Genomic DNA, 24934 nt, shown 5'->3' on the forward strand with positions numbered 1-24934 from the left:
GATCAGTCCAGGTAGTCCCGCAGCACCTGGGACCGCGACGGGTGCCGCAGCTTCGACATGGTCTTGGACTCGATCTGGCGGATCCGCTCGCGCGTGACGCCGTAGACCTTGCCGATCTCGTCGAGCGTCTTGGGCTGGCCGTCCTGCAGGCCGAACCGCATCGAGACGACGCCCGCCTCACGCTCCGACAGGGTGTCGAGCACCTGGTGCAGCTGCTCCTGCAGCAGCGTGAAGCTCACGGCGTCGGCCGGCACGACCGCCTCGGAGTCCTCGATGAGGTCGCCGAACTCGCTGTCGCCGTCCTCGCCCAGCGGGGTGTGCAGCGAGATGGGCTCACGACCGTACTTCTGGACCTCGACCACCTTCTCCGGGGTCATGTCCAGCTCCTTGGCCAGCTCCTCCGGGGTGGGCTCGCGGCCGAGGTCCTGGAGCATCTGACGCTGCACGCGGGCCAGCTTGTTGATGACCTCGACCATGTGCACCGGGATGCGGATGGTGCGGGCCTGGTCGGCCATGGCGCGCGTGATCGCCTGCCGGATCCACCAAGTGGCGTACGTCGAGAACTTGTAGCCCTTGGTGTAGTCGAACTTCTCGACCGCGCGGATCAGACCGAGGTTGCCCTCCTGGATCAGGTCCAGGAACAGCATTCCGCGGCCCGTGTAGCGCTTAGCCAGGGAGACCACGAGACGGAGGTTGGCCTCGAGCAGGTGGTTCTTGGCGCGCTTGCCGTCGTGCGCGATCCACCGCAGGTCGCGGTACATGCGGCGCTCGTCGGCGCTCGCCTTCGTCTTGTCGTAGTCCGCGTAGTTCTTCGAGAGGCGCTCCTCCGCGAACAGGCCGGCCTCGATGCGCTTCGCGAGCTCGACCTCCTGCTCCGCGTTCAGCAGCGCGACCTTGCCGATCTGCTTGAGGTAGTCCTTGACGGGGTCGGCGGTGGCGCCGGCCGTGACGACCTGCTGCGCGGGCTGGTCGTCGTCGTCCGTGTCGGAGACGACGAACCCGGTCTCCTCGTCCTCGCCCTTGCCGTCCTTGCCGGCGCCGGCCTTGCCACCCCTCGCGGTGGTGCGCTCGGCGGCCTCGTTCTCCGACTCGTCGTCGGCGTCGTTCTCGACGTCCTCGATGCCGTCCGGGGCCGGCTCGTCCTTCGCTGCCGTCTTACGAGCGCGCGTGGACTTGGTGCCCTTGGCCGCGGCGGTCTTGGCCGACGCGCCCTTCGCCGCCGGCGTCTTCGCCGCGGGCGTGGCCTCGTCCGGCTCGTCGTCCGTCGAGGACTTCACGGTGGAGGTCGTCACGGTGGACGTCTTGACCGCGCTCGCGGACCGCGCCGCCGGTGCCTTCGCACGGGTGGTGGTGCTCCGGCCCGAGCTGGCAGCGGCGACCTTGGTGGCCGTGGGCACACCGATCTCGACGCCGGCGGTCGCGAAGGCGCGCAGGACCGCCTTCAGACGCTTCGGGTCCGCCACCGCGGCGTTCTCGCAGGCAGCGCGGAAACTCTCGGCGTCGACCCGGCCGTCGGCGGTGCCTCGAGCGAGCAGCCCCTGCAGGGCAGGGTGCTCGAACTCGCGGGGAAGTGCAGGGTTCTGCGCAGTGGACGCCACAAACCGACCTTTCGGCATTCGAGGGGACGGTGCACCGCCGTCGAGGCCTCCGACTCGGACTGTCGTGGCTCAGGCGGACACCTCTATTGTACCGGCGACATCCGCGACGGAGGGGCACCACGGGCTCCTGCGCCCTGTCCCGTACCCACGTCGTCCGTTCTCCGGTGCTGGCACAACGCACGGGGCGGGGCGAAGATTCCCGGCATGGCGGGCCGATCGGCGCCCGTCGCCCGTTCCGTCGGACGCCGCCGGCCACCTCCGGACGGTCACGAGCGTCACACTGCCGGGCGTGGCGCGCGCGTCGGTCGTCACGGCTTGACCGCCAGCACCGGGCAGGGCGCCTCGAGCAGGATGCGCTGCGCCCCCGACCCGAGGATCAGCTTGCCGACCGGGCTGCGCCGGCGCAGCCCCACGACGATGAGCTCGGCCCCCGCGTCGTGCGCCGTGCGCACGAGGTCCTCGGCAAGGTCACCTGTGCCGCCGACGACCGAGAACACGAGCCCGGAGGAGGCCAGGTCGTCCTCGACCGCCTGCCTCTCGGGACCACCGTCGTCCCTGGTCACGACGACGGTGAGCGGGACTGACCGCTCCTGCGCCTCGCGTTTCGCTGCGGCGAGTGCCGCCTGTCCCTCGGCCGTGCTCAGGAGTCCGACGACGATCGCCATGGGGGCACGCTACCCGACCGCGCGCCCAGCCACACCGGCCGTGGACGGGTGCCGCCCCGAGCTCACCCATCCGGGCGGGACGCCGGCCTCGAGCACCCCTGCCAGGAGCGCCGCGAGCCGGTACGCGGGATCTTGTCTTGCAGACTCGCGCACCCGGCGCGCGGCAAGCCACCCGTCGCCGCGCCACCATGCCAGGAACCCCAGCAGCGCGAGGGGTGGAGCGTGCCACCGCCGCGGCGCTGCGCCCACCACCTGCTCGAGCACGAGCCGGGCCGCGTCCGCGGTGGGCCCATCGGGCGGCACGCCGCACCGAGGGTCCACCACCCTGGCGATCGCCCGCGACGTGGCGGCCTCCACCTCGCGCGGGTCGCCGTCCGGGCCCGCTCCCACGGTGTGGTCCGCCGCCTCCCGCCCGCCGGGCACGAGCGACAGCAGGACGGCGTCGCGGACAGGGACGTCCGCGAGCGCCACTGCCAGGCGGCCCAGGCGCGCCGGCGGCAGCACGACGTCGCCGGGCGGGCAGGCGCGCAGCTCTGCGGCAGCCTGCCGCACCAGGTCGCACCACACGCCGTACGCCTCGGCCCGCCACCGTCCGAGGGCGTCGACCCCGCCCGGGCCGGGCCCCCTACCGGGGGCGGCCGCCGCCTGTCCGCGCGCCGCGGCGCGCGTCCGCTCCGCGCGGGCCGCCGCCTTCGCGACACGGTCACGCACGCCGGCCGACGCGCGGCGGATCCGGTGCGCCTCCTGCTCCGAGGCGGCGACCGCCCGGCCCGCGACCACGAACGCGGCCCCGACCTCGCCCTGCTCGAGCTCGGCCACGGGGCGCCCCTGCGGCGGGCAGCAGGCGGGGTCGGTGCAGTCGAGCCCGCGGTACCTCTCGGATCCCACCAGCCAGGTCTCCACGTCGACCGCCCGGTCCAGCGACTCGTCCAGCGCACCCACCACGGCTGCGGCACGCGCCCGTGCCTGCACCGGCGGGGAGGACGTGTAGAGCACGACGAGCGCGAGGCATGCGCCCACCCGGCCGGCGGCCCGGGCCACGGTCCTCACGTCGCCCCCGGTGCCGTCGAGGTCTGTCAGCGAGATCCGAGCCACGAGCCCGACCCGGCCGTCGGTCGTGACCGCAAGGACGACGACGCACTCCCGAGGCCGGAACCCGAGCAGGTACGGGACGGCGGCGAGCAGGTCGCGTGAGGATCGGAGCACGAGCGGGGCGTCGAAAGGCGATGCCGGTTCCCCGGTGCGGTCGGTGGCGTATGCGGCGTCCATGGCTCGATCCCAGCGTCCTGTCGTGCACCGCGGCGCCGCCCGACGCCCGTCTGTGGACGGAGCCGAGCTGGGGGCAGGCTCGGCGCCCACGCCGGCGGCGCGACGTCCGCAAGGTGGTGGGGGTCCGGTCGCAGATCGGGCGCGGGCCTCGTTCCGCGGGCCGCTACCGTAGGCGCCGTGCCCCCGCTCCCCCGCCGCCCTCGTCGCCCGGACCGGCCGGCACGCACGCTCGCCGCGGGGGCACGCGACGTCGGCGCCGCCGCCCTCGTCGCTCTGCTGACGTTGTCCGGCTGCGGCCTGCTCGACGGCGGTGGCAGCCCCGGCGACGAGGCCTCCGCGACGGGGACGGCCGGCTCGGGCGTGGGAGTGCGCGGCGCCACCGACTCTCCCACCCCCAGCCCCGGGCCGAGCGACGCGTCCGCACTGCCCACCTTCGACCCGGGCACGGCGGTCGGGGGCTACGCGGAGGGATTCCCCGAGAAGCTGCTCGGCGCCCCGGAGGACGCCACGGTGCTCGCCAGCTCGGCGACGCCGGGCGACGGCGCCCTCACGGACGTCACCCTCAACCTGAGCACGACACGCAGCACCCAGGAGGTCATCGACCAGCTCGCGAAGCGCCTCGGCAAGGAGGGCTTCGAGGAGTCCGGCACGTCGACCTTCTCGGGCCTCACGGCGCAGACCACGTTCGGCCGCGAGAGCACGCCGAAGGGGAAGAAGGACGCGGACCCCGTCCTGGAGTCCGTCACCCTCGGCGTGCTCGACGACGGCGATCGCCGCCTCGTGACGGTGAGCGGCTCCGTCGTGGCCGGCTGACCCCGGCGGCGCGACCGTCATGCCCGTCGAGGCGCCCGCACCGGGCGCTTAGGCTGTCGGCATGCCCACCGCTGCGTCGCTGGTCGACCTCGAGAACCTCCGCACCGACGTCGACGCCCGGGTCGAGGAGCATCTGGACGCCCTCGCGCAGGAGGTCGCCGCCATCGGCGCCCCGGCGACGGCCCTGACCGACCAGGCTGCCGTGCTGCTGCACGGCGGCAAGCGCCTGCGAGCGGCGTTCTGCTACTGGTCCTACCGCGCCCACGGCGGCGCGGCGACGGGTCCCGAGCGAGACGCAGTGGTGCGGGCCGGGGCCGCGCTCGAGCTGTTCCAGGCGGCCGCCCTGCTGCACGACGACGTCATGGACGCGTCGGACACGCGCCGCGGCGAGCCCACCGCCCACCGCGCGTTCGAGGCGCGCCACGCGGACGCCGGCTGGGCCGGTTCCGCAGAGCGGTTCGGCACGGCCGCCGCGATCCTGCTCGGCGACCTCTGCCTCGTGGCGTGCCAGCGGGAGATCGCGGCCGCGGTCGCGGACCTGCCCGCCGACCGGTCGTCCGCGGCCCGGGCGCTGTTCGACGCCATGCAGACCGAGGTCGTCGTCGGCCAGTACCTCGACGTCCTCGTCCAGGCCGAGCCCTGGGGCCTGGATCCCGCGGCGGACGAGGAGCGCGCCCGCGGCGTGCTGCGCGCGAAGTCGGCCCGCTACTCGGTGGAGCGTCCGCTCGTGCTCGGCGCGGTCCTCGCCGGGACGTCGGCCGCCGGCGTGGAGGCCGTCTCGCACGCCGGGCTCCCGCTCGGCGAGGCGTTCCAGCTCCGCGACGACGTGCTCGGTGTGTTCGGCGACCCGTCGGTGACGGGCAAGCCGGCGGGCGACGACCTCCGCGAGGGCAAGCGCACCGTGCTGGTCGCCCGCACGCTGGCGGCCGCGGGGTCGGCCGACCACGACCTCGTCGTGGCACGGCTGGGCGACCCTGGCCTGGACGACACCGCCGTCGAGCGGCTGCGCGGCGTCATCGCCGGGTCGGGCGCGCTGGACGGCGTCGAGGCCCTCATCGACACCTTGGCGGACGGCGCGCTGGACGCCCTCGCCGCGGCGCGCCTCGACGAGCCCGGTCGCGGGGTGCTGCTCGACCTTGCCCGAGCCGCCGTCGACCGGGCCGCCTGAGTCCGCGAGAGGTCAGAGCAGCGCCTGGGCGACCCGGCGCACCTCGGCCCGGCGCCCGGCACGCAGCTCCCTGATCGGGGAGCTGCCGATCGACGGCTCGGTCTCGAACAGCCAGCGCAGGATCGCCGCGTCGTCCAGCCCCACGTCGGAGAGCACCAGCACCGTGCCGCGCAGCGTGCCCAGCACGTGCGGTGCGCCGTCGTCGGTGACGAGGAACACGGCGGGCACCTGGAACGTGTTCCGCTCTCCGCGCTTGATCCCGACGAGCGTGCGCTCTGACACCAGCCCGCGCACCTTGCTCACCGGGGTCCCGAGCGCCTCCGCCACGTCGGGCAGGGTCAGCCACTCGTCCACCAGGGACTCCAGGGCGGTGCGGTCGTCGGTGTGGCTGCCGGGCTCCGGCGCGGTCGTGTCGTTCACCGGGCCAGCCTACGGGCCTGCCGATCCGGCCGCCCCTACACTCGTCGCGTGGCCATCACGACGACCGACCCGATGCTCGGCCGCCTGGTCGACGGGCGGTACGAGATCGTCGCGCGCGTCGCCCGAGGCGGCATGGCCACCGTGTACCGCGCCACCGACCGCCGCCTCGACCGCGAGGTCGCGATCAAGGTGATGCACCCGCACCTGGCGGACGGCGTGGACGGCGCCGCGTTCGTCTCGCGGTTCCGTCGCGAGGCGCGCGCCGCCGCCCGCCTCACCCATCCCGGCGTCGTGGCGGTCTACGACCAGGGCGTCGACGGCGACACCAGCTACCTCGCGATGGAGTACGTGCCCGGCACCAACCTGCGGCGCGAGCTGCACGCGTCGGGACCGCTCACCCTGGACCGCGCGCTCGACGTCGTCGCGCAGGTCCTCGCCGCGCTCGCCGCCGCGCACCGCAAGGGCCTGGTGCACCGGGACGTGAAGCCCGAGAACGTCCTGGTCGTGGGCGACGGCGACCCCGCCGCGGGCGGCCGGGTGAAGGTTGCCGACTTCGGCCTCGCCCGGGCCGTCACCGAGGTGACCACGACCGCCACGGGAACCGTCCTGGGCACGGTCGCGTACCTCGCGCCCGAGGTGATCACCAGCAGCACGTGCGACGCGCGCACCGACGTCTACGCGGTCGGGGTGCTCGCGTACGAGCTCGTCACCGGCACTCTCCCCTACGCGGGCGAGACGCCGATCCAGGTGGCCTTCCACCACGTGCACGAGGACCTTCCGGCGCCGTCGGGCCTCGTGGACTGGCTGCCCGCCGAGATCGACGCGCTCGTCGCGTCGTTCGCGGCCCGGGACCCGCAGCAGCGCCCGCCGGACGCCGGGGCGGCGCTCGGGGCCGTCGAGGCGCTGCGCGCGTCTCTCGACGCCGACCTGCTCGCGCGCCGCGCCGACCCGCCCGCCGTCGCCGCCCGTCCCGGCCCGTCCGGCCCCGGCGGGGTCGACGCGGCCGACGGTGACGGCGACGCTGACGGGGACGACGGCGGCGAGGGTGGCACCGACGCGGTCGACGAGATCCCGACCGCCTTCTTCCAGGAGGTCTCGGCGAGCGCCCCGGCCCAGCTCACGGACGCGCTCGTCGAGCAACCCACCGAGGCCTACCGTCGCCCCTCGCGGCGCCGTCGCGCGGTCGCGTGGATCCTCACGCTCGTCCTGGTGCTCGGCGGCGGCGGACTGGGTACCTGGTGGTGGTTCGCCGACGGCCCCGGAGCCTGGACCTCGGTGCCCACCGGCGTGGCCGGGGTGGCGGCCGACGATGCTCGCGCCGTGCTCGAGGGTGCCGGTCTCGGCACCACCACGAGCCGTGCCTTCGACGACGAGGTCCCGGAGGGCTCGGTCGTGACCAGCGTCCCCGCGCCCGGCGACCGGGTGCGCACCGACGGCTCCGTCGAGCTGGTCGTGTCCCGCGGGGTGCAGATGCTGACCGTGCCCGACGACCTCGTCGGCGCCGACCGCAAGGACGCCACCGCCGCACTGGAGGACGCGGGCTTCACCGTCGGCGACCCGGCCCGGTCGTACGACGACGAGGCCGACCGCGGCGAGGTGCTCGACGTGTCGGTGGAGGAGAGCTCGCGCCAGCGGCACGACACGGTCGTGACGCTCACCGTCTCCGACGGGCCCGCGCCGGTGCAGGTCCCGCAGGAGGTGGGCAAGGAGAAGGACGCCGCGGTCGCCGACCTCGAGGGGTTGGGGCTCGCCGTGGAGCTGGCCGACCCCGAGTACTCCGAGGACGTCCCCCGGGGCCACGTGCTGGCCCAGGAACCCCGGGACGGCGCCACGGCGCACCGCACGGACACCGTGACCCTGACGATCTCCCAGGGCCCGCCCCTGGTCGAGGTGCCGAACGTCGTGGGCAAGCACACCGAGCCTGCCCGCAAGGCGCTGGAGAAGGCGGGCTTCAAGGTCGAGGAGAACACCTACCTGGGCGGGCTGCTGGACACCGTCCGGTTCCAGGACACCACGGGTAAGGCCCCGAAGGGCAGCACGGTCACGCTCACGGTGTGGTGACCACGGGGGGGTCACCAGCTCGTGAGCATCTCCGCCACGCGGAAGGCCATCTCGAGCGACTGCTGGTGGTTGAGGCGCGGGTCGACGAGCGTCTCGTAGCGCAGCGCCAGCCCGGCGTCGTCGATCTCCTCGCTGCCGCCGAGCACCTCGGTGACGTCGTCGCCCGTGAGCTCCATGTGCAGCCCGCCGGGCACCGTGCCCAGGGCGCGGTGCACCTCGAAGAAGCCGGTGACCTCGTCGAGGACGTCGGAGAACCGCCGCGTCTTGTAGCCGCTGTCGGAGGTGATCGTGTTGCCGTGCATCGGGTCCGTCACCCAGGTGACGGCGACCCCTGCGGCGGTGACCTTCTCGACCACTCCGGGCAGCACGTCGCGGACCTTGCCGGCGCCCATGCGGGTGACGAACGTCAGGCGGCCGGGGGCGTTGTGGGGGTTGAGCCGCGCCGCGAGCGCGAGCGCGTCGTCGGCTGACGTCGTCGGACCGAGCTTGACCCCGATCGGGTTGGCGACGCGGGAGAGGAACTCGACGTGCGCGCCGTCGAGCTGGCGGGTGCGCTCGCCGATCCACAGAAAGTGGGCCGACGTCGCGTAGGCCTCGCCGGACCGCGCGTCGACACGTGTGAGGGCTCGCTCGTAGTCGAGGATGAGCGCCTCGTGGCTGAGGTAGAACTCCACGGAGCGCAGGGCGTCGAAGTCGGCCCCGCAGGCCTCCATGAACCGGATCGCGCGGTCGATCTCGGCGGCGGTGCGCTCGTACCGCGCGTACGCGGGGTTGCGCATGAACCCGCGGTTCCACTCGTGCACGCGGCGCAGGTCGGCGTGGCCGCCCTGCGTGAAGGCGCGCACGACGGTCGCCGTGGCCGAGGAGATCCGGTACGCCTGCTCGAGGCGCCGAGGGTCCGGGGTGCGCGAGGCACTGGTGAACTCGTGGCCGTTGACCATGTCGCCGCGGTAGGCGGGCAGGGTCACGCCGTCACGGGTCTCGAGGTCCGACGAGCGCGGCTTGGCGTACTGCCCTGCCAGCCGGCCCATCTTCACCACGGGCGTGCTCGCGCCGTGGGTGAGCACCACGGCCATCTGCAGGATGGTGCGGATCTTGTTGCGGATACGGGTCGCGTTCGCGTCGGCGAACGTCTCCGCGCAGTCCCCGCCCTGCAGGAGGAACGCCTCGCCGCGGCCTGCCGCGGCGAGGCGTTCCGTGAGCAGCCGGGCCTCGGCCGGCACCACGAGGGGCGCGGCCTGCGAGAGCCTGCCCGCCACCGCCGCGAGCGCGTCGGCGTCCGGCCACGTGGGCTGCTGGCGCGCCTTGAGGGCCCGGAACCGGTCCAGGCCCTCGGGGTCGCTCCCGGGCGCCACGGTGTCGACGGCGGTGGTCATGCGGGCTACTCCTGCCTGTGGCTGCGTGGTCTGCCTCGGTGGCCCGACGTCAGTGCGCGGCGGGCTTCGCGGGCACCAGCGGCTGGCCGATTCCCTCGAGGATCTCGCCGAACCAGGGCACCGAGACGTCGAAGGCCTTGCCGCCGGCGATGCGCGGGAACGCGATCGCCTTGAGGCGGTCGCCGTCCTCCTCGTCGTGGCCGATGACGCCGGCCTCGCCGCGCAGCGCGCACTCGACCGCCAGGTCCGTCATCGACTTGATGAGGCGCAGGTCCTCCGCATTCGCGGCCGCAGCGCGCGAGTAGTAGCCGGACTTCTGCACCATGACCTTCTCGGCACCCAGCTTCTCGGCGAACTGCTTGGCGAACCACTGGCCCGGGTTGATCGTGTCGAGCTTGACGTGCCCGAACGGGTCGCGCGGCACCTCCTCGCCGGCGGCCTCGAGCTGCTGGACGATCTCGTTCATCCCCGCACCCTCGGACAGGAAGATGTTGACGTTGCCGATCTCGTCCATCACGCCGCGCAGGCGGGCGGCCTCGGCGTCGATGTCGAGCTCGAGCTCCGGCAGGAAGACGGCGTGCACGTCCCAGCGCTCGCGCGTCAGGCCGAGGGCGGGGGCCCACTCCTGCGCGTCGAGCCACGTGCGGTACTCCTTGGCACTGGCCGCGGTGAGCCAGCCGCAGTGGCGGCCCATGACCTCGTGCACGATGAGCATGCGCGGGCCGGACCGGTGCTCGCCGATGACGTTCGCGGCGAAGCCCGCGGCCTCCTCGGCCGCCGTCCAGGCGCCGAGCGACTGCTTGATCGGCACCACGTCGTTGTCGATCGTCTTGGGCAGGCCGACGACCGTGAGCTCGTAGCCGTTGTCGTGCAGGTAGGCGGCGAGGTCCGCGGCGGTGGTGTTCGTGTCGTCGCCGCCGATGGTGTGCAGCACGTCGACGCCGTCGGCCTTGAGGCGCTCGGCGGCGACCTCCAGCGGGTTCTCGCCCTCCTCGACCAGGCCGCGCTTGACGCAGTCCGCGGCGTTGGTGAGCTTCACCCGCGAGTTGCCGATGGGCGAGCCGCCGAACCGGTGCAGGATCCCGGCCTGCTTACGGCCCTCGTCGTCCACCACGATCTTCGTGCCCGTGAGGAGCCCGTGGTAGCCGTACTGGTAGGCGATGATCTCGATCGACGGGTCGAGCTCCGTGTACCGCTCGATGAGGCCGCCGACGGCGGAGGACAGGCAGGGCGCGAAGCCGCCGGCGGTCAGGAGAGCCACGCGACGAACCGACATGACAGGGGCTACCTCTCGGTGGGGGACGAACAGCGACTCCATCCTAAGAGCAGCGCCGCGCCGCCATCCCCGCCGTCCACCGGACGGGCCGCCTCGCCCCCAGGGCGCCACGCGTGAGATGATGTCCCCGAGCCTCCCCGCCGTTCCGGCGCCGGGAGGCTCTTGCGTATGACGACACCTGGCAAGCCCTCCGCCCGGACCACGACCGGTCTCCGCGTCCGCCGCGCGACCGCGGCAGACCGCGATGTCCTGGAGCGCCTCTGGCTCCTCTTCCGGCACGACATGTCCGCGGTCTCGGGAGAGCTCCCCCGACCCGACGGACGGTTCCGCGACGAGCGGCTCCTCGCGGCGCTCGACGACCTCGGGCACGACGGCGCGCGGGCGCGGTGGCGCACCCATCTCGCGACGACGGTCGCCGAGGACCCCGCGGGCGGCCAGGTCGAGCACCCGGTGGGGTTCGCCCTGGTCCGTGGTCTCGACGCACCGGTCCGCGTGCTGTCCGCGTTCTTCGTGGTGCGCGCGGCCCGCCGCGGCGGCGTGGGACGCGACCTCGCGGGCACGGTGCTGCGGGACCTCCCCGGCCCGTGGGAGATCGCGTTCCAGGACGCCAACATCGCCGCCGCCGCGTTCTGGCCCCGGGTCGCGACCGACGTCACGGGCGACGCGTGGACGGTCGACCACCGACTGGTCCCCGGGCGGCCGGAGGTGCCGCCGGACGCCTGGCTGTCCCTGACGGTCGACTGACCCGCGCCCCGGCGGGAACCTGGTCAGGATCCGGGGGCAGGGTCCTGCGGCTGCTCGGGGTGCTGGGCGGCCGCCGCGAGCCGGGCCTTCATGGTCGCGGCGTAGACGTCCGCGTACTCCTGGTCGGACAGCCGCAGGATCGCGTACATGATCTCGTCGGTCACCGAGCGGAGCACGAACCGGTCGCCCTCCATCCCGCGGTAGCGGCTGAAGTCGAGCGGCTCGCCGATGACGATGCCGATGGGCATCGGCTTGGGGATCGACCGGCCCAGCGGCTGCGCGACGTCGGTGCCGACCATGGCGACCGGGATCACGGGGGCGCCGGACTCCAGGGCCAGCCGCGCCACGCCCGTCTTGCCGCGGTACAGGCGCCCGTCTGGGCTGCGCGTGCCCTCGGGGTAGATGCCGAACAGGTCGCCCTCGTCGAGCACGCGCAGCCCGGTGCGCAGCGCAGCCTCGCTGGCCTTCCCCCCGGAGCGGTCCACCGGGATGGTGCCGACGCCCCGCATGAAGCCGGCCACCATGCGGCCGCGGACGCCGCCGCCGGTGAAGTAGTCCGACTTGCCCAGGAACTGGACCTGCCGGTCGAGCACGAGCGGCAGCACGAACGAGTCGATGACGGCGAGGTGGTTGCTCGCCAGGATCGCCGGGCCCGACGACGGGATGTTCTCGACGCCCTTGGTCCAGGGGCGGAACGCCAGCCGGAGCCACGGCCCCACCAGCACGTTCTTCATCACCCAGTAGAACAACGGTCCTCCTCGCCCAGTGTCGGCAGCGCCCCGGTCAGCGGTCCGCCTGCGACGGGCCGTGGCGCCGACGGGCGTCGCCACCGACGCGTTGCATCGCCCACGACAATAGAGTGAACCCATGCCCGCACCGAACCCGGACGCCGAACCGGACCTCCCGGACGACGACCTGCCCGACGACGCCTTCGAGGCCCGCTGGGCCGACATCGTCGCGCAGCTGGGACCGCTCGACGAACGCGCCGCAGCCGACCCGGCGGGCGACGAGCCGCGGAACGGCGCCGATGACGCGGCCGCGTCACCTGCGCCCGACACCGCGGGGCCGGCGCGGACGGTGGACCCGGGTCCCCGCGACTGGCCCGCGACCCCGGAGGTCGAGGAGCTCGAAGAGACGGAGTCTCACTTCCTGCCGCCGGACCCCGAGCCCGTCCTCTCCCGCGACCCGCTCCTCACCCTGGCGTGGTCGCTCGTCGTCGGGATCCCCGTGCTGGTGGTGGTGGGAGTGGTCGTCCGCGCGGCGATGCCCGTCCTGCGCATCCCGGCGTGGTCCGGGCCGGTGGCCGGGGTGCTGTTCCTGGTGGGGCTCGGCGTCCTGCTCTGGCGGATGCCGCACCGACGCGACCCGGACGACCACGGCACCGGCGCCGTCGTCTGACGTCGCCGAGACGCGTCAGCGCCGGGCGAGGTCGGCGGCGCCGATGATGCCCGCCTCGTTGCCGTGCTCGGCGAGCTCGATCTGCGCCACCGGCCGGTGCCCCAGGGCGGAGAGCTGGGCCTCGTACGCCTTGCGGACCGGCAGGAGGAGCAGGTCGCCGGCCGCGCCCACGCCACCGCCGATGACGATCAGCTCCGGGTCCAGGAGCGCGGCGACGGACGCCGACCCCTCCCCGATCCACCGGCCGAGCGTGGCGAGCAGCTCCACCGCGAGGTCGTCGCCCTCCTGCGCGGCCTGCGTGACGTGCGGCCCCTCGAGCCCGGCGACGTCACCACCGGCGAGCTCGATCAGCCGCCCCGCCCGCTCCGGCTGCGCGATCGCGGCCTGCCGCGCGTCACGCACCAGGGCGGTGCCCGAGGCGTACTGCTCCCAGCAGCCCTCGTGCCCGCAGCCGCAGTAGTGGCCACCCGGGACGACACGCATGTGCCCGACCTCGGCCGCCACGCCCCACTTGCCGCGGACGAGCTCGCGGTCCACGACGATCGCGCCTCCGAGCCCCGTGCCGACGGTGAGCATGAGCATGTCGGTCGCCTCGCGGGCCGCGCCGAACCGGAACTCCGCCCAGCCGGCAGCGTTCGCGTCGTTCTCCACGACCACGGGGACGTCGACGTCCAGCAGCGCCTCGACCCGTTCGGCCAGCGGGTACTCACGCCATGCGATGTTCGGAGCGAACAGCACCGAGCGCCGGTCCGGGCTGACGAAGCCCGCCGCGGCGAGGCCGATCGCGCCGACCTCGTGCTCCTTGGTGAGCTCGGCGCACGCGTCCGCGATGGCCCGGTCGATGTCGGCGACGTCGTCGGCCACGGTCTCGCGGCGCACCTTCGCGAGGATGTTGCCCGCCTCGTCCACCACACCCACGGCAATCTTCGTGCCGCCGATGTCGACTCCGATGGCGTGCATGCAGAACCTCGCGTTCGTGTCTCAGGACGCCGCGTCCGCACGGCGCATCACCCGGTCGCCGGCGCGACACGGGGCGCGCGGTGCGCGCTGGGACCAGAGTATCCACCACGACCGGGAAGGTGCGACGCTCGTCCGTCACCCGACCGTCACCGAAACGTGTCCCTGACCACTCATGAGACCCGGTATCGTGACGGCGGGGAACGAACCCCAGGCCAATGCACTGAGCATGGACGATGGAGTCAGCATGGACGAGATCACCATTCCGCAGGCGGTCGAGCTGCCTGCCACGTCGAACCTCAACGACCTCCTCGCCACCCGCGTGGCGAGCGACCCGCGCGCCACGCTCGCCGAGCGTCCTTCCGGCGACGGCTGGCAGCCGGTCTCGGCCGCACAGTTCGACGCCGAGGTGGTGGCTGTGGCCAAAGGCCTGGTCGCGAAGGGCGTGCAGCCCGGCGACCCCGTCGGGATCATGTCCCACACCCGCTACGAGTGGACGCTCCTCGACTTCGCCGCCTGGGCCGCGGGCGCCGTGCCCGTGCCGATCTACGAGACGTCGTCGGCCGAGCAGGTGGAGTGGATCCTCACCGACTCGGGGATCACCGTGCTCGTCGTCGAGGACGCCGGGCTCGCTGCGACGGTGGCCGAGGTGTCCGACCACGCCCCGGCGCTGCGCGAGGTCCTCGAGATCGAGGACGGCGCGATCGCCGCGCTGACGGCCGCGGGGGCCGACGTCGGCGACGACGAGATCGCGCGCCGTCGCGGGATCTCCTGCCTCGAGGACGTCGCGACGATCATCTACACCTCCGGCACCACCGGCACCCCCAAGGGCGCCGAGATCACGCACGGCAACCTCGCGCTGCTCGCGGTGAACGCGGTGGCCGTCGTGCCCGAGGTCTTCAAGGACGGCGGCCGCACCCTCCTCTTCCTGCCGCTGGCCCACGTGTTCGCCCGGTACGTCGAGATCCTCGCGATCGCGAGCGGCACGGTGCTCGGGCACTGGCCCGACCTCAAGACCGTCACGGCCGGGCTCGGTGCCTTCAAGCCGACGTACATCCTCGCCGTGCCGCGCGTCTTCGAGAAGGTCTACAACGCCGCGGAGCAGAAGGCCGCCGCCGGCGGCAAGATCAAGATCTTCCACTGGGCTGCCGCGACCGCGATCGAGTACTCCCGCGGCCTCGACACCGCCTCCGGCCCTTCGCTGTGGCTGCGCGTCCAGCACAAGGTGGCCGACGTCCTCGTGTACTCGAAGCTCCGCGCGGTGCTCGGCGGGCAGGCCCAGTACGCCGTCTCGGGCGGCGGCCCGCTCGGCGAGCGTCTCGGCCACTTCTTCCGCGGCCTCGGGCTCACCGTCCTGGAGGGCTACGGGCTCACCGAGACGACGGCGCCGACCAGCGTGAACAGGCCGACCGCGACGAAGATCGGCTCAGTCGGCCCGCAGCTGCCCGGGTGCGGCGTGAAGATCGCCCCGGACGGCGAGGTCCTGCTCCGCGGCATCCAGGTCTTCAAGGGCTACCACAACAACCCGGAGGCGACCGCCGAGGCGTTCGACGAGGGCGGCTGGTTCCGCAGCGGCGATCTCGGCGCCCTCGACGACGACGGCTTCCTCACCATCACCGGCCGCAAGAAGGAGATCATCGTGACGGCCGGCGGCAAGAACGTCGCCCCCGCGCTCCTCGAGGACCGCATCCGCGCGCACGCGCTGGTGAGCCAGTGCGTCGTCGTGGGCGACAACCGCCCCTTCATCGGAGCGCTCGTCACGCTCGACGCCGAGGGCCTGCCGGGCTGGCTCAAGATGCACGACAAGCCGGAGCTCACGCCCGCCCAGGCGGCCACCGACCCAGACGTCCTGGCCGCCCTCGACGCCGCGGTGACGCGCGCCAACCAGGCGGTGTCGAAGGCCGAGTCGATCCGCAAGTTCGCCGTGCTGCCGGGTGACCTGACGGTGGAGAACGGCTACCTCACGCCCAAGCAGAGCGTGCGCCGCCACGTCTTCGTCAAGGACTTCGCCGCCGAGATCGACCAGCTGTACGTCGACACCCGGCAGACGTCCGCGAGCTGACGCTCCCGCACTGCCCGTCGAGCCCGCCGAGACGCTGTCTCGGCGGGCTCGACCGCTGTCCGGTCACGGGTGCGCGGACGAGCTTGTCGGAGGTCCCCGCTACGGTCCCGGCATGCCGAGCACCACCCCGTCCCCGACGAGCACCACCGCGCTCCAGCCCTCGTTCGAGGACCTCGGCACCCCGCTGCACGACGTCACCTTCGTCGTGGTGGACCTCGAGACCACCGGCGGGCGCGCAGCTGACGGCGGCATCACGGAGATCGGCGCGGTCAAGGTCCGCGGCGGCGAGGTGCTCGGGGAGCTGCAGTCCCTGGTCAACCCGGGCCGTCCCGTCCCCGCGTTCGTCGCCCGGCTCACCGGGATCACCACGTCGATGGTCGCCACCGCTCCCCCGCTCGAGCTCGTCCTGCCGAGCTTCCTGGAGTTCGCCCGGGACGCCGTGCTGGTGGCGCACAACGCGCCGTTCGACGTCGGCTTCCTCCGGGCGGCGTGCGACCGGCTCGGCTACGAGTGGCCGCGGTTCGCCGTGGTCGACACGGTCCCGCTCGCCCGGCGCGTCGTCACCCGCGACGAGGCGCCCAACCACAAGCTGTCGACCCTGGCCGCGCTCTTCCGGGCGCAGGTGACGCCCGACCACCGCGCACTGGCCGACGCCCGAGCCACCGTCGACGTGCTGCACGCCCTCCTGGAGCGGCTGGCGCCGCTCGGCATCACCCACCTGGAGGACCTGGCGGGCGCCGCCGACCCGGTTCCCCCGGACGTGCGCCGCAAGCGCACGCTCGCCGACGGGCTGCCCGAGGCACCGGGTGTCTACCTCTTCCGCGGGCCCGGGGACGAGGTCCTGTACGTCGGCACGTCCACGAACCTGCGCAAGCGCGTGCGCTCCTATTTCACCGCGGCCGAGAAGCGCGGCCGCATCACGGAGATGGTGCGCATCGCGCACGCCGTCACCCCGGTGGTCTGCGTGACACCGCTCGAGGCACAGGTGCGGGAGCTGCGCCTGATCGCCGAGCACGCCCCGCGGTACAACCGGCGCTCCAAGCACCCCGAGCGACAGTCGTGGGTGCGCCTCACGGACGAGGCCTACCCCCGGCTGTCGGTCGTCCGGGAGGTGCGTGCCGGCACCCCGCACATCGGCCCCTACCCCTCGCGCCAGACCGCCCTGGCCGCCGTCGAGGCCCTGCACGACGCCCTGCCGCTGCGGCAGTGCACGGCCCGCCTCCCTCGCGTCGCGCGCACCGCGGGCAGCCCGTGCGCCCTCGCAGGCATGGGCCGCTGCTCGGCCCCGTGCGTGGCCACCGGCACGGCCGACGAGGGATACGACGCCGTCGCGGACGCGGCGCGCGCAGCGCTCACCTCCGATCCCTCGGCCGTCGTGGACGCTCTCGCCGCACGGGTGGGCCGGCTCGCCGCGCAGGAACGCTTCGAAGAGGCCGGGCTGGTCACCCACCGGTTGCGCGCCTTCGTCCAGGGGGCGGCGCGCGCCCAGCGACTGGACCCTGTCGCCCGGTGCGCCGAGCTCGTCGCCGCTCGGCCCACGTCGGCGGGCGGCTGGGAGCTCGTCGTGGTGAAGCACGCCCGCCTCGCCGCCACTGCGGTCACGCGGCCCGACGAGGACCCCCTGCCCGTCGTCGACGCCCTGCGCGCGACGGCGGAGGACGTCGCCCCGCCCGTGGCGCCCGCGCCGGCGTGCCACCCGGAGGAGGCCGCCCTCGTGCTGGCCTGGCTGGAGGAGCCGGGTGTCCGGCTGGTGCACGTGAGCCACACCTGGGCGTGCCCGGTGCGCTCCGCCGCGGCGCACGCCGACCTCGCGACCGTGTCGACCACCGTCGCGGACCTGTGGGTCGACCCCGACGGGCGCCCGGACGACGTCGCGGACCCGGTACCCGTGGCTACGATGACGGCATGCTGACCGCGATCGTGCTCATCGACACCGAGGCCGACCAGATCCCTGAGGTCGCCACCAAGGTCACCGACCTCAAGGGAGTCAGCGAGGTCTACTCAGTCACCGGGAAGGCCGACCTCGTCGCCATGGTGCGCGTGCGCGAGCACGAGGAGCTGGCCGACGTCATCGCCGACGGGATCAGCAAGATCCCCGGTGTGGTCCGCACCGAGACGCTCATCGCCTTCCGCACCTACTCCCACGTGGACCTCGAGCAGGCGTTCGCCCTCGGCCTCGACGACTGACCGCGTCGGTCGTCGGCAGCTTCGGATCCGCGCCGGTGCGTGGGTCACCACGCGCCGGCGCCGTCCCGTTCAGGCCTGCGTCATGGCGACCCAGCGCTCGAGCAGGGCCGCTGCGGCACCCTCGTCGATGCTCCGGGCGGCGTGCTCGATGCCCGCAGTGAGCCGTTCGGCGAGCGACCCGGTCACGGTCCCCGGCAGGCTGCCGTCGGCCACGAGCGCGGCGGCCGCGTTGAGCAGGACCGTCTCGCGCACCGGCCCACGGTCGACCCCCGTGAGGACGTCGCGCGCCACGGCCGCGTTGTGCTGGGCGTCCGCACCACGCAGGTCGGCGATCTCGATCCGGCGCAGGCCGAGCTGAGCCGCCGCGTCCAGGTGCGTCTCGGTCACGGCACCGTCACGGACCTCCCAGACCGTGGACCCGCCGGTCGCGGCGAGCTCGTCGAGGCCGTCGTCCCCCCGGAACACGAGCGCCCGGGTGCCCCGGGCCGCGAAGACGCCGGCCACGAGCGGGGCCATCCGTGCGTCCGCCACGCCGACGGCCGTGGCCCGCGGCTGAGCCGGGTTGGTCAGCGGCCCGAGGAAGTTGAAGGCGGTGGGCACGCCCAGCTCCTTGCGAGCGACGCCGGCGTGCCGGAACGACGGGTGGAAGACCATCGCGAAGCAGAACGTGATGCCGACCTGCTCCGCCAGTTCCGCCACCCGGTCGGGACCGTGGTCGAGGCGGACGCCCAGGGCCTCCAGGACGTCGGCCGAACCCGAGGAGGACGACGCGGCGCGGTTGCCGTGCTTGACCACCTTGACGCCCGTCCCGGCCACGACGACGGCAGCCATGGTGGAGATGTTCACCGTGTGCGCCCGGTCGCCGCCGCTGCCGACGATGTCGACGCTGGGGCCCGGCACCGTGAACCGGCGGGCATGAGCAAGCATCGTGTCGGCGAGGCCGGTGAGCTCCTCGACGGTCTCCCCCTTGGCGCGCAGCGCCACCAGGAAGGCGGCGAGGCGCGCCGGCGAGACCTCACCCGCCATCACCGCGTCCATCGCCCAAGCGGTGTCGCGCGTGGTCAGGTCGCGCCCGGCGATGAGCTCCGAGAGCAGACCCGGCCATGTCGGCTCGGCGGGCTCGGCCGGCACGGCCTGCTCCGCCGGCGGCGACGGCAAGGTGTTCTCGGGGCGGTCGTTCGTGGGCACCAGGTTCCTCCGGTTCGGTGGTCGCGCGGTCCGGACGCCCCTGGCACGACCCTCGCGGGTCCGTCGGTCAGGCCGTCGCGGCGAGCTGGTCGGCCACGGTGCGCTGCAGCTCGATCGCGTCGAGCGGCCTCGGCACCACGGCGTCGGCGAGCGACCACGATGCTAGCCATCCGTCGTCGGGCCTGCCGGTGAGGACCACGACGGGCGGACAGCGGTAGATCTCGTTCTTGAGCTGACGGCACAGCCCCATGCCGCCGGACTTGTCCGCCTCGCCGTCCAGCACGAGCAGGTCCCACCCGCCGCGGTCGGCCGCGGCGATCAACACCGCCGGTGTCGCGACCTCGGCCCACGCGATCTCCGGGGCGTGCGCGCGCAGCCGCGGACCGACCGCCGTGCGCACCTGGTCGCGCACGGACCGGTCGTCGCTGTAGAGCAGGATGCGCGGCCCGCGGGCCGCCGGGCCCGTCCGGGCGGTCGGCGTGATCGCGTCGGTCGGGCTTTCGGTCGTCTGATCCGTCATCGAGGCTCCCCTTCGCGGACGTGCACGGCACCGGGCACGGGCACGACGCCCGGGACCGGCACCCGGCCGACGGACGTCGACGTTTGCTGGCATCGTGGCACACCCGCGTCACCTCGGGCAGGTGCCGAACGTGGTCTTTTACTGGCACTCTCCACGGATCCGTCACCTCGTAGCGGCAGAGTGGCGAGTTTCCGCAGATTCTGTGCACATCGACTTTCCGCAGCGCCCGCCCGAGTGGCTCGAACCGGCTGTATATCGGCCATAATGGCTGACGTGTCGACCGCAACGGCTGCTGCCCCCCATGCCCACCAGCACGTGAGCGTCAACCGTCCGAACCCCGTGTCGGTCGGGACGATCGTCTGGCTCGCGAGCGAGCTGATGTTCTTCGCGGGTCTCTTCGCGATGTACTTCACCGTCCGTTCGGTGATGCCCGAGGCCGAGTGGGCCGCCGAGGCGGACAAGCTCAACATCACCTTCTCGACGATCAACACCACAGTGCTGGTGCTGTCGTCGGTCACCTGCCAGATGGGCGTGTGGGCCGCCGAGCGGTTCAAGCCGGTGCGTTCCGGCACGATCCTGCAGGTGAACAAGTGGGGCATGCACGAGTGGATGACGCTCACCTACCTCATGGGTGCCTTCTTCATCGGCGGCCAGATCTTCGAGTACACCGAGCTGGTGCACGAGGGCCTGACCATCTCGTCGAGCGCGTACGGCTCGGTCTTCTACCTGACGACCGGCTTCCACGGCCTGCACGTGCTCGGCGGTCTGATCGCCTTCCTGTTCCTCCTGGGCCGCTCCTTCGCCGCCCGGAACTTCGGCCACCACGAGGCCACCACCGCGATCGTCACGTCCTACTACTGGCACTTCGTCGACGTGGTGTGGATCGCCCTCTTCGCCGTCATCTACCTCCTGCGCTGAACCCCCCGGCCGGTGTCGCTGCCGGCCTTGACCCTGCACCCTTCGATCTGCGAGACGAGGATCATTTCGTGAAGGCACTCGCCGCCCGCAGGCACCACCGGCTCGCGCCGGTCGTGCTGCTGTTGCTGGCGCTGCTGGTCACGGGCGGCGTCTACGCCGCCCTGGCCCCGAGCCCGGCCCAGGCCGACACCGCCAGCACCGCGGACATCGAGACCGGGAAGAAGCTCTTCCAGGCCAACTGCGCCACCTGCCACGGCCCGAACGCGGAGGGCACCTCCGAGGCGCCGTCGCTCGTCGGCGTCGGCGCGGCCGCGGTGGACTTCCAGGTCTCCACCGGTCGGATGCCCATGCAGATGAACGGCCCCCAGGCCGAGGCCAAGCCTCGCCAGATGGACGAGGAGCAGACCGCCGCGCTCGCCGCGTATGTCGCGTCCCTCGGCGCCGGTCCGGCCATCCCCACCGACGAGCAGGTGGACGGGAGCGAGGGCGACGCCGCCAACGGCATGGCCCTGTTCCGCACCAACTGCGCGATGTGCCACAACGCCGTCGGCGCCGGAGGCGCCCTCTCGGAGGGCAAGTTCGCGCCGCCGCTGTGGGACACGTCGAGCCGCAATGTGTACCAGGCGATGCTCACCGGCCCGCAGTCGATGCCGGTGTTCAACGACGCCAACATCACGCCTGACGAGAAGCGCGACATCATCGCGTTCCTCGACGAGCAGGATCAGGGCTCGGCCGGTGGCCTCACCCTCGGATCGCTCGGGCCGGTCAGCGAGGGCCTGTGGGCCTGGATCATCGGCATCGGCCTGATCATCGGCGGCGCGGTGTGGATCGGAGCAAAGTCCTCGTGAGCGAGAACCAGAACCCCCAGGGTCATGATCTGACCCGGCACGACGGCGACGGCACCGTCGCCCGGACCGACCGCTTCGCGGACCCGGGCGTCCCGGAGCACCACCCGCGCCTGGCGGACACCGACCCCAGGGCCGCCAAGCGCAACGAGCGGATCATCGCGATCCTGTTCGCGATCTCCTGCCTCGGGACGATCGGCTCGCTCGTCGCATACTTCGCCGTCCGCCCGGACGGCACGACGCCCGGCGTGCGGCTCTCGACCGTCCTGCTCGGCGTCGCGCTCGCCATCTCCCTCTTCGGCATCGGCTTCGCGGCCGTGCACTGGGCCAAGACCCTGATGTCGAGCAAGGAGTACGTCGAGGAGCGGCACTCGAGCAGCAGCTCCGAGGAGGTCCGCGAGGTCGTCCAGCAGCAGTTCAAGGACGGGCTCGAGGACTCGGGCATCGCCCGCCGGCCTGTGCTCAAGGGTGCGGTCTTCTCCGCGCTCGCGCTCTTCCCGCTGGCCATCGCGGTACCGCTCGTCTCGAGCGTCGGCGGTGACTGGAACGTCGGCAAGTTCCGGAACACGATCTGGCGGAAGGGCATGCGCCTCGCGTACGACCCTTCCGGCCGCCCGATCAAGGCCTCGGACGTCACGGTCGGCTCCGTCGCGCACGTCATCCCCGACGTGCCCGCCGAGGAGCGCGAGACTCACGAGTGGATCACAGAGAAGGCCAAGGCCGTCGTGCTGCTGGTGCGCCTCGACCCGCGGGACCTCAAGCGCGACCATCGCGAAGGCGCGTCGTACGACGGCATCGTCGCCTACTCGAAGATCTGCACCCACGTCGGGTGCCCGGTCGCCCTCTACGAGCAGCAGACGCACCACCTGCTGTGCCCGTGCCACCAGTCGACGTTCGACGTCGCCGACGGCGCCAAGGTGGTCTTCGGGCCGGCCAAGCGCCCGCTGCCGCAGCTCCCCATCACCGTCGACGACGAGGGGTATCTTATGGCTGAGGACGACTTCAACGAGCCCGTCGGCCCGAGCTACTGGGAGCGCCTGAAGTGAGCACCACGACTACCTCCCCCACCGCAGAACCGACCACGGTGATCGGCAAGTCCGCGGACTACCTCGACCAGCGGACCAAGATCGGCGTGCTCACCAAGCAGCTCGTCCGCAAGGTCTTCCCGGACCACTGGTCCTTCATGCTCGGCGAGATCGCGCTGTTCTCGTTCGTCGTGCTCCTCATCTCCGGCGTGTTCCTGGCGATGTTCTTCGACCCGTCGATGGCGCTCACCACGCACCACGGCGCGCCGGCGACCATGGACGGCCAGCTGATGTCGGTGGCCTTCTCCTCGACGCTCGACATGTCGTTCGAGGTGCGCGGCGGTCTGCTCATGCGGCAGATCCACCACTGGTCGGCACTGATCTTCGTCGCCGGCATCGTGGTGCACATGATGCGCGTGTTCTTCACCGGCGCGTTCCGCAAGCCCCGCGAGCTGAACTGGCTCGTCGGCACGCTGCTGATGATCCTGTCGCTGGCCGCCGGATTCTCCGGCTACTCGCTGCCGGACGACGTGCTCTCCGGCAACGGCCTGCGCATCACCGACGGCGTGATCAAGTCGATCCCGATCATCGGGTCGTACCTGTCGTACTTCGTCTTCGGCGGCGAGTTCCCGGGCGAGCACATCATCCCGCGCCTGTTCACGGTGCACATCCTGCTGGTGCCGGCGCTGATCCTGGCGCTCATCGGCGTGCACCTGTTCCTCATGGTGCTGAACAAGCACACGCAGTACCCGGGCGGCGGCCGCACCGACCGGAACGTGGTCGGCTACCCCGCCGTCCCGGCGTTCGCCACGAAGATGGGCGGCAACTTCTTCATCATCTTCGGTGTGCTGGCCCTCATGGGCGGCACGATGGCGATCAACAACGTCTGGAACTACGGCCCTTACGACCCGTCACCGGTGTCCGCAGGTGCCCAACCGGACTGGTACATGTTGTTCCTCGAGGGATCACTACGCCTCATGCCGGGACAGGCGGAGATCGTCACGTGGGGCGACTACACGCTCTCGCTGAACATCCTCGTCCCCGCCGTCATCATCCCGGGCCTGCTGTTCACCTTCCTGTTCGTGTATCCGTTCGTCGAGGCGAAGGTGACCGGCGACCACCGCGAGCACCACGTGCTCGACCGGCCGCGCAACGTCCCCGCCCGCACGGGCCTCGGCGTCGCGTTCCTCACGGCGTTCGTCATCCTGGCCCTGGCCGGGTCGAACGACCTGATCGCCACGCACTTCGCGCTGTCGATCAACACGATCACCTGGGTCTTCCGGATCCTGTTCTTCGTCGGCCCGGTCTTCGCGTACTGGATCACCAAGCGGATCTGCCTGGGCCTGCAGCGCAAGGACCGCGAGCTGGTGCTGCACGGCCACGAGACCGGTCGCATCGTGCGGTTCGCGAACGGCGAGTACATCGAGGTCCACCGCCCGCTCGACGAGCAGGAGCGCTGGCTGCGCGTCAACTACGAGGCGCGCCAGCCTCTGGCGATCGAGCCGGCGACCGACTCCCGCGGCGTCAAGCGCAAGGGCTACAAGAAGGACAAGCGCTGGCAGAAGCTCTCGCGGTTCTTCTACGAGGACCGCGTGGAGCCCGTGACGCCCGCCGAGCTGGCGGCGGCACATGCTCACGGCGAGCACGACGAGCTCGAGCCGGCCCACGACACCCCCGAGCTGGTCTCGGGGTCTGGAACCGTCGAGCGGGAGCACTGAGTCTCCTGCAGGCTGGAACGATGGCCCGCGCTCCCCTCCCCCGATCGTTCGGGCGGGGTGCGCGGGCCATCGTCGTCCCCCGCCGGTGAGCCCGGCGGGATCGCAGCCCTCGACGACGTCCCCACCGCACGCCGGCCACGACGTGCGGCACGCAACCGGAGGTAACTCAGCATGGCTGTCTACACGCTTCCCGACCTGCCGTACGACTACAGCGCCCTGGAGCCGCACATCAGCGGCAAGATCATGGAGCTGCACCACGACAAGCACCACGCCGCCTACGTCACCGGCGCCAACACCGCCCTGGACAAGCTCGCCGAGGCCCGCGAGTCCGGCGACCTCGCCGCGGTGAACCTGCACGAGAAGAACCTCGCGTTCAACCTCGGCGGCCACACCAACCACACCGTCTTCTGGCACAACCTGTCCCCCGAGGGCGGCGGCCAGCCCGAGGGCGAGCTCGCCGAGGCCGTCAAGGACGCCTTCGGCTCCTTCTCGACGTTCCAGGCGCAGTTCACCGCCGTCGCCACCGGCATCCAGGGCTCCGGCTGGGCCGTGCTCGGCTGGGACTCCATCGGCCAGCGCCTCGCCATCTTCCAGCTCTTCGACCAGCAGGCCAACGTGCCCGTCGGCATCACCCCGCTGTTCATGCTGGACATGTGGGAGCACGCCTTCTACCTCGACTACCTCAACGTCAAGGCCGACTACGTCAAGGCCGTGTGGAACATCGCC

General features: G+C 72.6%; 23 protein-coding genes. 13 read left to right on the top strand and 10 right to left on the bottom strand.

The features are described 5' to 3' along the window. Positions 1-2: 2 nt before the first annotated feature. The 3 genes from B5Y66_RS22590 to B5Y66_RS22310 all read right to left on the bottom strand — a co-directional run bounded on the left by B5Y66_RS22590 (position 3) and on the right by B5Y66_RS22310 (position 3532). Positions 3-1598, bottom strand: coding sequence for an RNA polymerase sigma factor (locus B5Y66_RS22590; RefSeq protein WP_245807163.1), 1596 nt, complete (start codon positions 1596-1598; stop codon positions 3-5). Positions 1599-1906: 308 nt separating this feature from the next. Beyond that, entirely contained in the window at positions 1907-2263 is a 357-nt protein-coding gene (locus B5Y66_RS16030) for a universal stress protein (RefSeq protein ID WP_079575460.1), read from the bottom strand. A gap of 9 nt (positions 2264-2272) precedes the next feature. Further along, the gene (locus tag B5Y66_RS22310; protein ID WP_139820916.1) at positions 2273-3532 is read right to left on the bottom strand and encodes a DUF4192 domain-containing protein; all 1260 of its coding nucleotides are present in this window, start codon (positions 3530-3532) and stop codon (positions 2273-2275) included. Positions 3533-3709: 177 nt separating this feature from the next. Here B5Y66_RS22310 and B5Y66_RS22315 point away from each other — a divergent pair, with 177 nt between their 5' ends. Continuing rightward, positions 3710-4345 (top strand): hypothetical protein, encoded by a 636-nt coding sequence (locus B5Y66_RS22315; RefSeq protein ID WP_139820917.1) that lies wholly within the window; start codon positions 3710-3712, stop codon positions 4343-4345. A gap of 61 nt (positions 4346-4406) precedes the next feature. Beyond that, positions 4407-5513: a polyprenyl synthetase family protein gene (locus B5Y66_RS16040; protein WP_079575462.1), complete on the top strand. Its 1107-nt coding sequence runs from the start codon at positions 4407-4409 to the stop codon at positions 5511-5513. 12 nt (positions 5514-5525) lie between these two features. Here the strand turns inward: B5Y66_RS16040 and B5Y66_RS16045 are convergent, their stop codons facing one another. Beyond that, positions 5526-5933, bottom strand: a complete 408-nt coding sequence (locus B5Y66_RS16045) for an Rv2175c family DNA-binding protein (protein WP_079575463.1) — start codon at positions 5931-5933, stop codon at positions 5526-5528. A gap of 48 nt (positions 5934-5981) precedes the next feature. Here B5Y66_RS16045 and pknB point away from each other — a divergent pair, with 48 nt between their 5' ends. After that, a complete protein-coding gene (pknB, locus tag B5Y66_RS16050) occupies positions 5982-7994 on the top strand; it encodes a Stk1 family PASTA domain-containing Ser/Thr kinase (protein WP_079575464.1) in 2013 nt (670 codons plus the stop codon). Between the two features lie 11 nt (positions 7995-8005). On the opposite strand, the gene B5Y66_RS16055 is transcribed toward pknB, so the two are convergent. Then, complete coding sequence (locus tag B5Y66_RS16055) at positions 8006-9370, bottom strand: class II 3-deoxy-7-phosphoheptulonate synthase (RefSeq protein WP_176168895.1); 1365 nt, start codon at positions 9368-9370, stop codon at positions 8006-8008. Positions 9371-9419: 49 nt separating this feature from the next. Next, positions 9420-10646 carry a pyrophosphate--fructose-6-phosphate 1-phosphotransferase gene (locus B5Y66_RS16060; RefSeq protein WP_079575465.1) on the bottom strand — a complete coding sequence of 409 codons (1227 nt, stop codon included), beginning with the start codon at positions 10644-10646 and terminating at the stop codon, positions 9420-9422. Between the two features lie 168 nt (positions 10647-10814). Between B5Y66_RS16060 and B5Y66_RS16065 the strand changes: the two genes are divergently transcribed. Then, positions 10815-11390 carry a GNAT family N-acetyltransferase gene (locus tag B5Y66_RS16065; protein WP_079575466.1) on the top strand — a complete coding sequence of 192 codons (576 nt, stop codon included), beginning with the start codon at positions 10815-10817 and terminating at the stop codon, positions 11388-11390. 23 nt (positions 11391-11413) lie between these two features. Here the strand turns inward: B5Y66_RS16065 and B5Y66_RS16070 are convergent, their stop codons facing one another. Beyond that, entirely contained in the window at positions 11414-12139 is a 726-nt protein-coding gene (locus tag B5Y66_RS16070) for a lysophospholipid acyltransferase family protein (protein ID WP_079575467.1), read from the bottom strand. Positions 12140-12257: 118 nt separating this feature from the next. On the opposite strand from B5Y66_RS16070, the gene B5Y66_RS16075 reads away from it, so the two are divergent. After that, complete coding sequence (locus B5Y66_RS16075; protein ID WP_079575468.1) at positions 12258-12788, top strand: hypothetical protein; 531 nt, start codon at positions 12258-12260, stop codon at positions 12786-12788. A 15-nt stretch (positions 12789-12803) separates the two neighbouring features. Here B5Y66_RS16075 and B5Y66_RS16080 read toward each other — a convergent pair whose 3' ends face one another. Continuing rightward, positions 12804-13748, bottom strand: coding sequence for an ROK family glucokinase (locus B5Y66_RS16080; RefSeq protein ID WP_079575469.1), 945 nt, complete (start codon positions 13746-13748; stop codon positions 12804-12806). Positions 13749-13992: 244 nt separating this feature from the next. On the opposite strand from B5Y66_RS16080, the gene B5Y66_RS16085 reads away from it, so the two are divergent. The 3 genes from B5Y66_RS16085 to B5Y66_RS16095 all read left to right on the top strand — a co-directional run bounded on the left by B5Y66_RS16085 (position 13993) and on the right by B5Y66_RS16095 (position 17994). Further along, positions 13993-15807 carry an AMP-dependent synthetase/ligase gene (locus tag B5Y66_RS16085; RefSeq protein ID WP_079575470.1) on the top strand — a complete coding sequence of 605 codons (1815 nt, stop codon included), beginning with the start codon at positions 13993-13995 and terminating at the stop codon, positions 15805-15807. Between the two features lie 112 nt (positions 15808-15919). Then, positions 15920-17719: a DEDD exonuclease domain-containing protein gene (locus B5Y66_RS16090; RefSeq protein ID WP_079575471.1), complete on the top strand. Its 1800-nt coding sequence runs from the start codon at positions 15920-15922 to the stop codon at positions 17717-17719. Beyond that, the gene (locus tag B5Y66_RS16095) at positions 17713-17994 is read left to right on the top strand and encodes an Lrp/AsnC family transcriptional regulator (protein WP_079575472.1); all 282 of its coding nucleotides are present in this window, start codon (positions 17713-17715) and stop codon (positions 17992-17994) included. Before B5Y66_RS16090 ends, B5Y66_RS16095 begins: the two co-directional genes overlap by 7 nt. A 69-nt stretch (positions 17995-18063) precedes the next feature. Here B5Y66_RS16095 and trpD read toward each other — a convergent pair whose 3' ends face one another. Next, complete coding sequence (gene trpD / locus B5Y66_RS16100; protein ID WP_139820935.1) at positions 18064-19125, bottom strand: anthranilate phosphoribosyltransferase; 1062 nt, start codon at positions 19123-19125, stop codon at positions 18064-18066. Between the two features lie 124 nt (positions 19126-19249). After that, positions 19250-19702, bottom strand: coding sequence for a response regulator (locus B5Y66_RS16105; protein WP_245807164.1), 453 nt, complete (start codon positions 19700-19702; stop codon positions 19250-19252). Between the two features lie 264 nt (positions 19703-19966). Here B5Y66_RS16105 and ctaE point away from each other — a divergent pair, with 264 nt between their 5' ends. From ctaE to B5Y66_RS16130, 5 genes are all read left to right on the top strand, one after another. Then, the gene (gene ctaE, locus B5Y66_RS16110) at positions 19967-20620 is read left to right on the top strand and encodes an aa3-type cytochrome oxidase subunit III (RefSeq protein WP_079575473.1); all 654 of its coding nucleotides are present in this window, start codon (positions 19967-19969) and stop codon (positions 20618-20620) included. 68 nt (positions 20621-20688) lie between these two features. Next, positions 20689-21468 (top strand): cytochrome bc1 complex diheme cytochrome c subunit, encoded by a 780-nt coding sequence (gene qcrC / locus B5Y66_RS16115; RefSeq protein WP_079575474.1) that lies wholly within the window; start codon positions 20689-20691, stop codon positions 21466-21468. Beyond that, complete coding sequence (gene qcrA / locus B5Y66_RS16120) at positions 21465-22511, top strand: cytochrome bc1 complex Rieske iron-sulfur subunit (RefSeq protein WP_079575475.1); 1047 nt, start codon at positions 21465-21467, stop codon at positions 22509-22511. The genes qcrC and qcrA overlap by 4 nt, the downstream gene beginning before the upstream one ends. Next, positions 22508-24208: a cytochrome bc1 complex cytochrome b subunit gene (qcrB, locus tag B5Y66_RS16125; protein WP_079575476.1), complete on the top strand. Its 1701-nt coding sequence runs from the start codon at positions 22508-22510 to the stop codon at positions 24206-24208. The genes qcrA and qcrB overlap by 4 nt, the downstream gene beginning before the upstream one ends. A 171-nt stretch (positions 24209-24379) precedes the next feature. Then, positions 24380-24934, top strand: a 555-nt coding sequence (locus B5Y66_RS16130) for a superoxide dismutase (protein WP_079575477.1), incomplete at its 3' end; no start/stop codon positions are given.

The organism is Krasilnikoviella flava, from assembly GCF_900167525.1.
Taxonomy (GTDB): domain Bacteria; phylum Actinomycetota; class Actinomycetes; order Actinomycetales; family Cellulomonadaceae; genus Isoptericola; species Isoptericola flavus.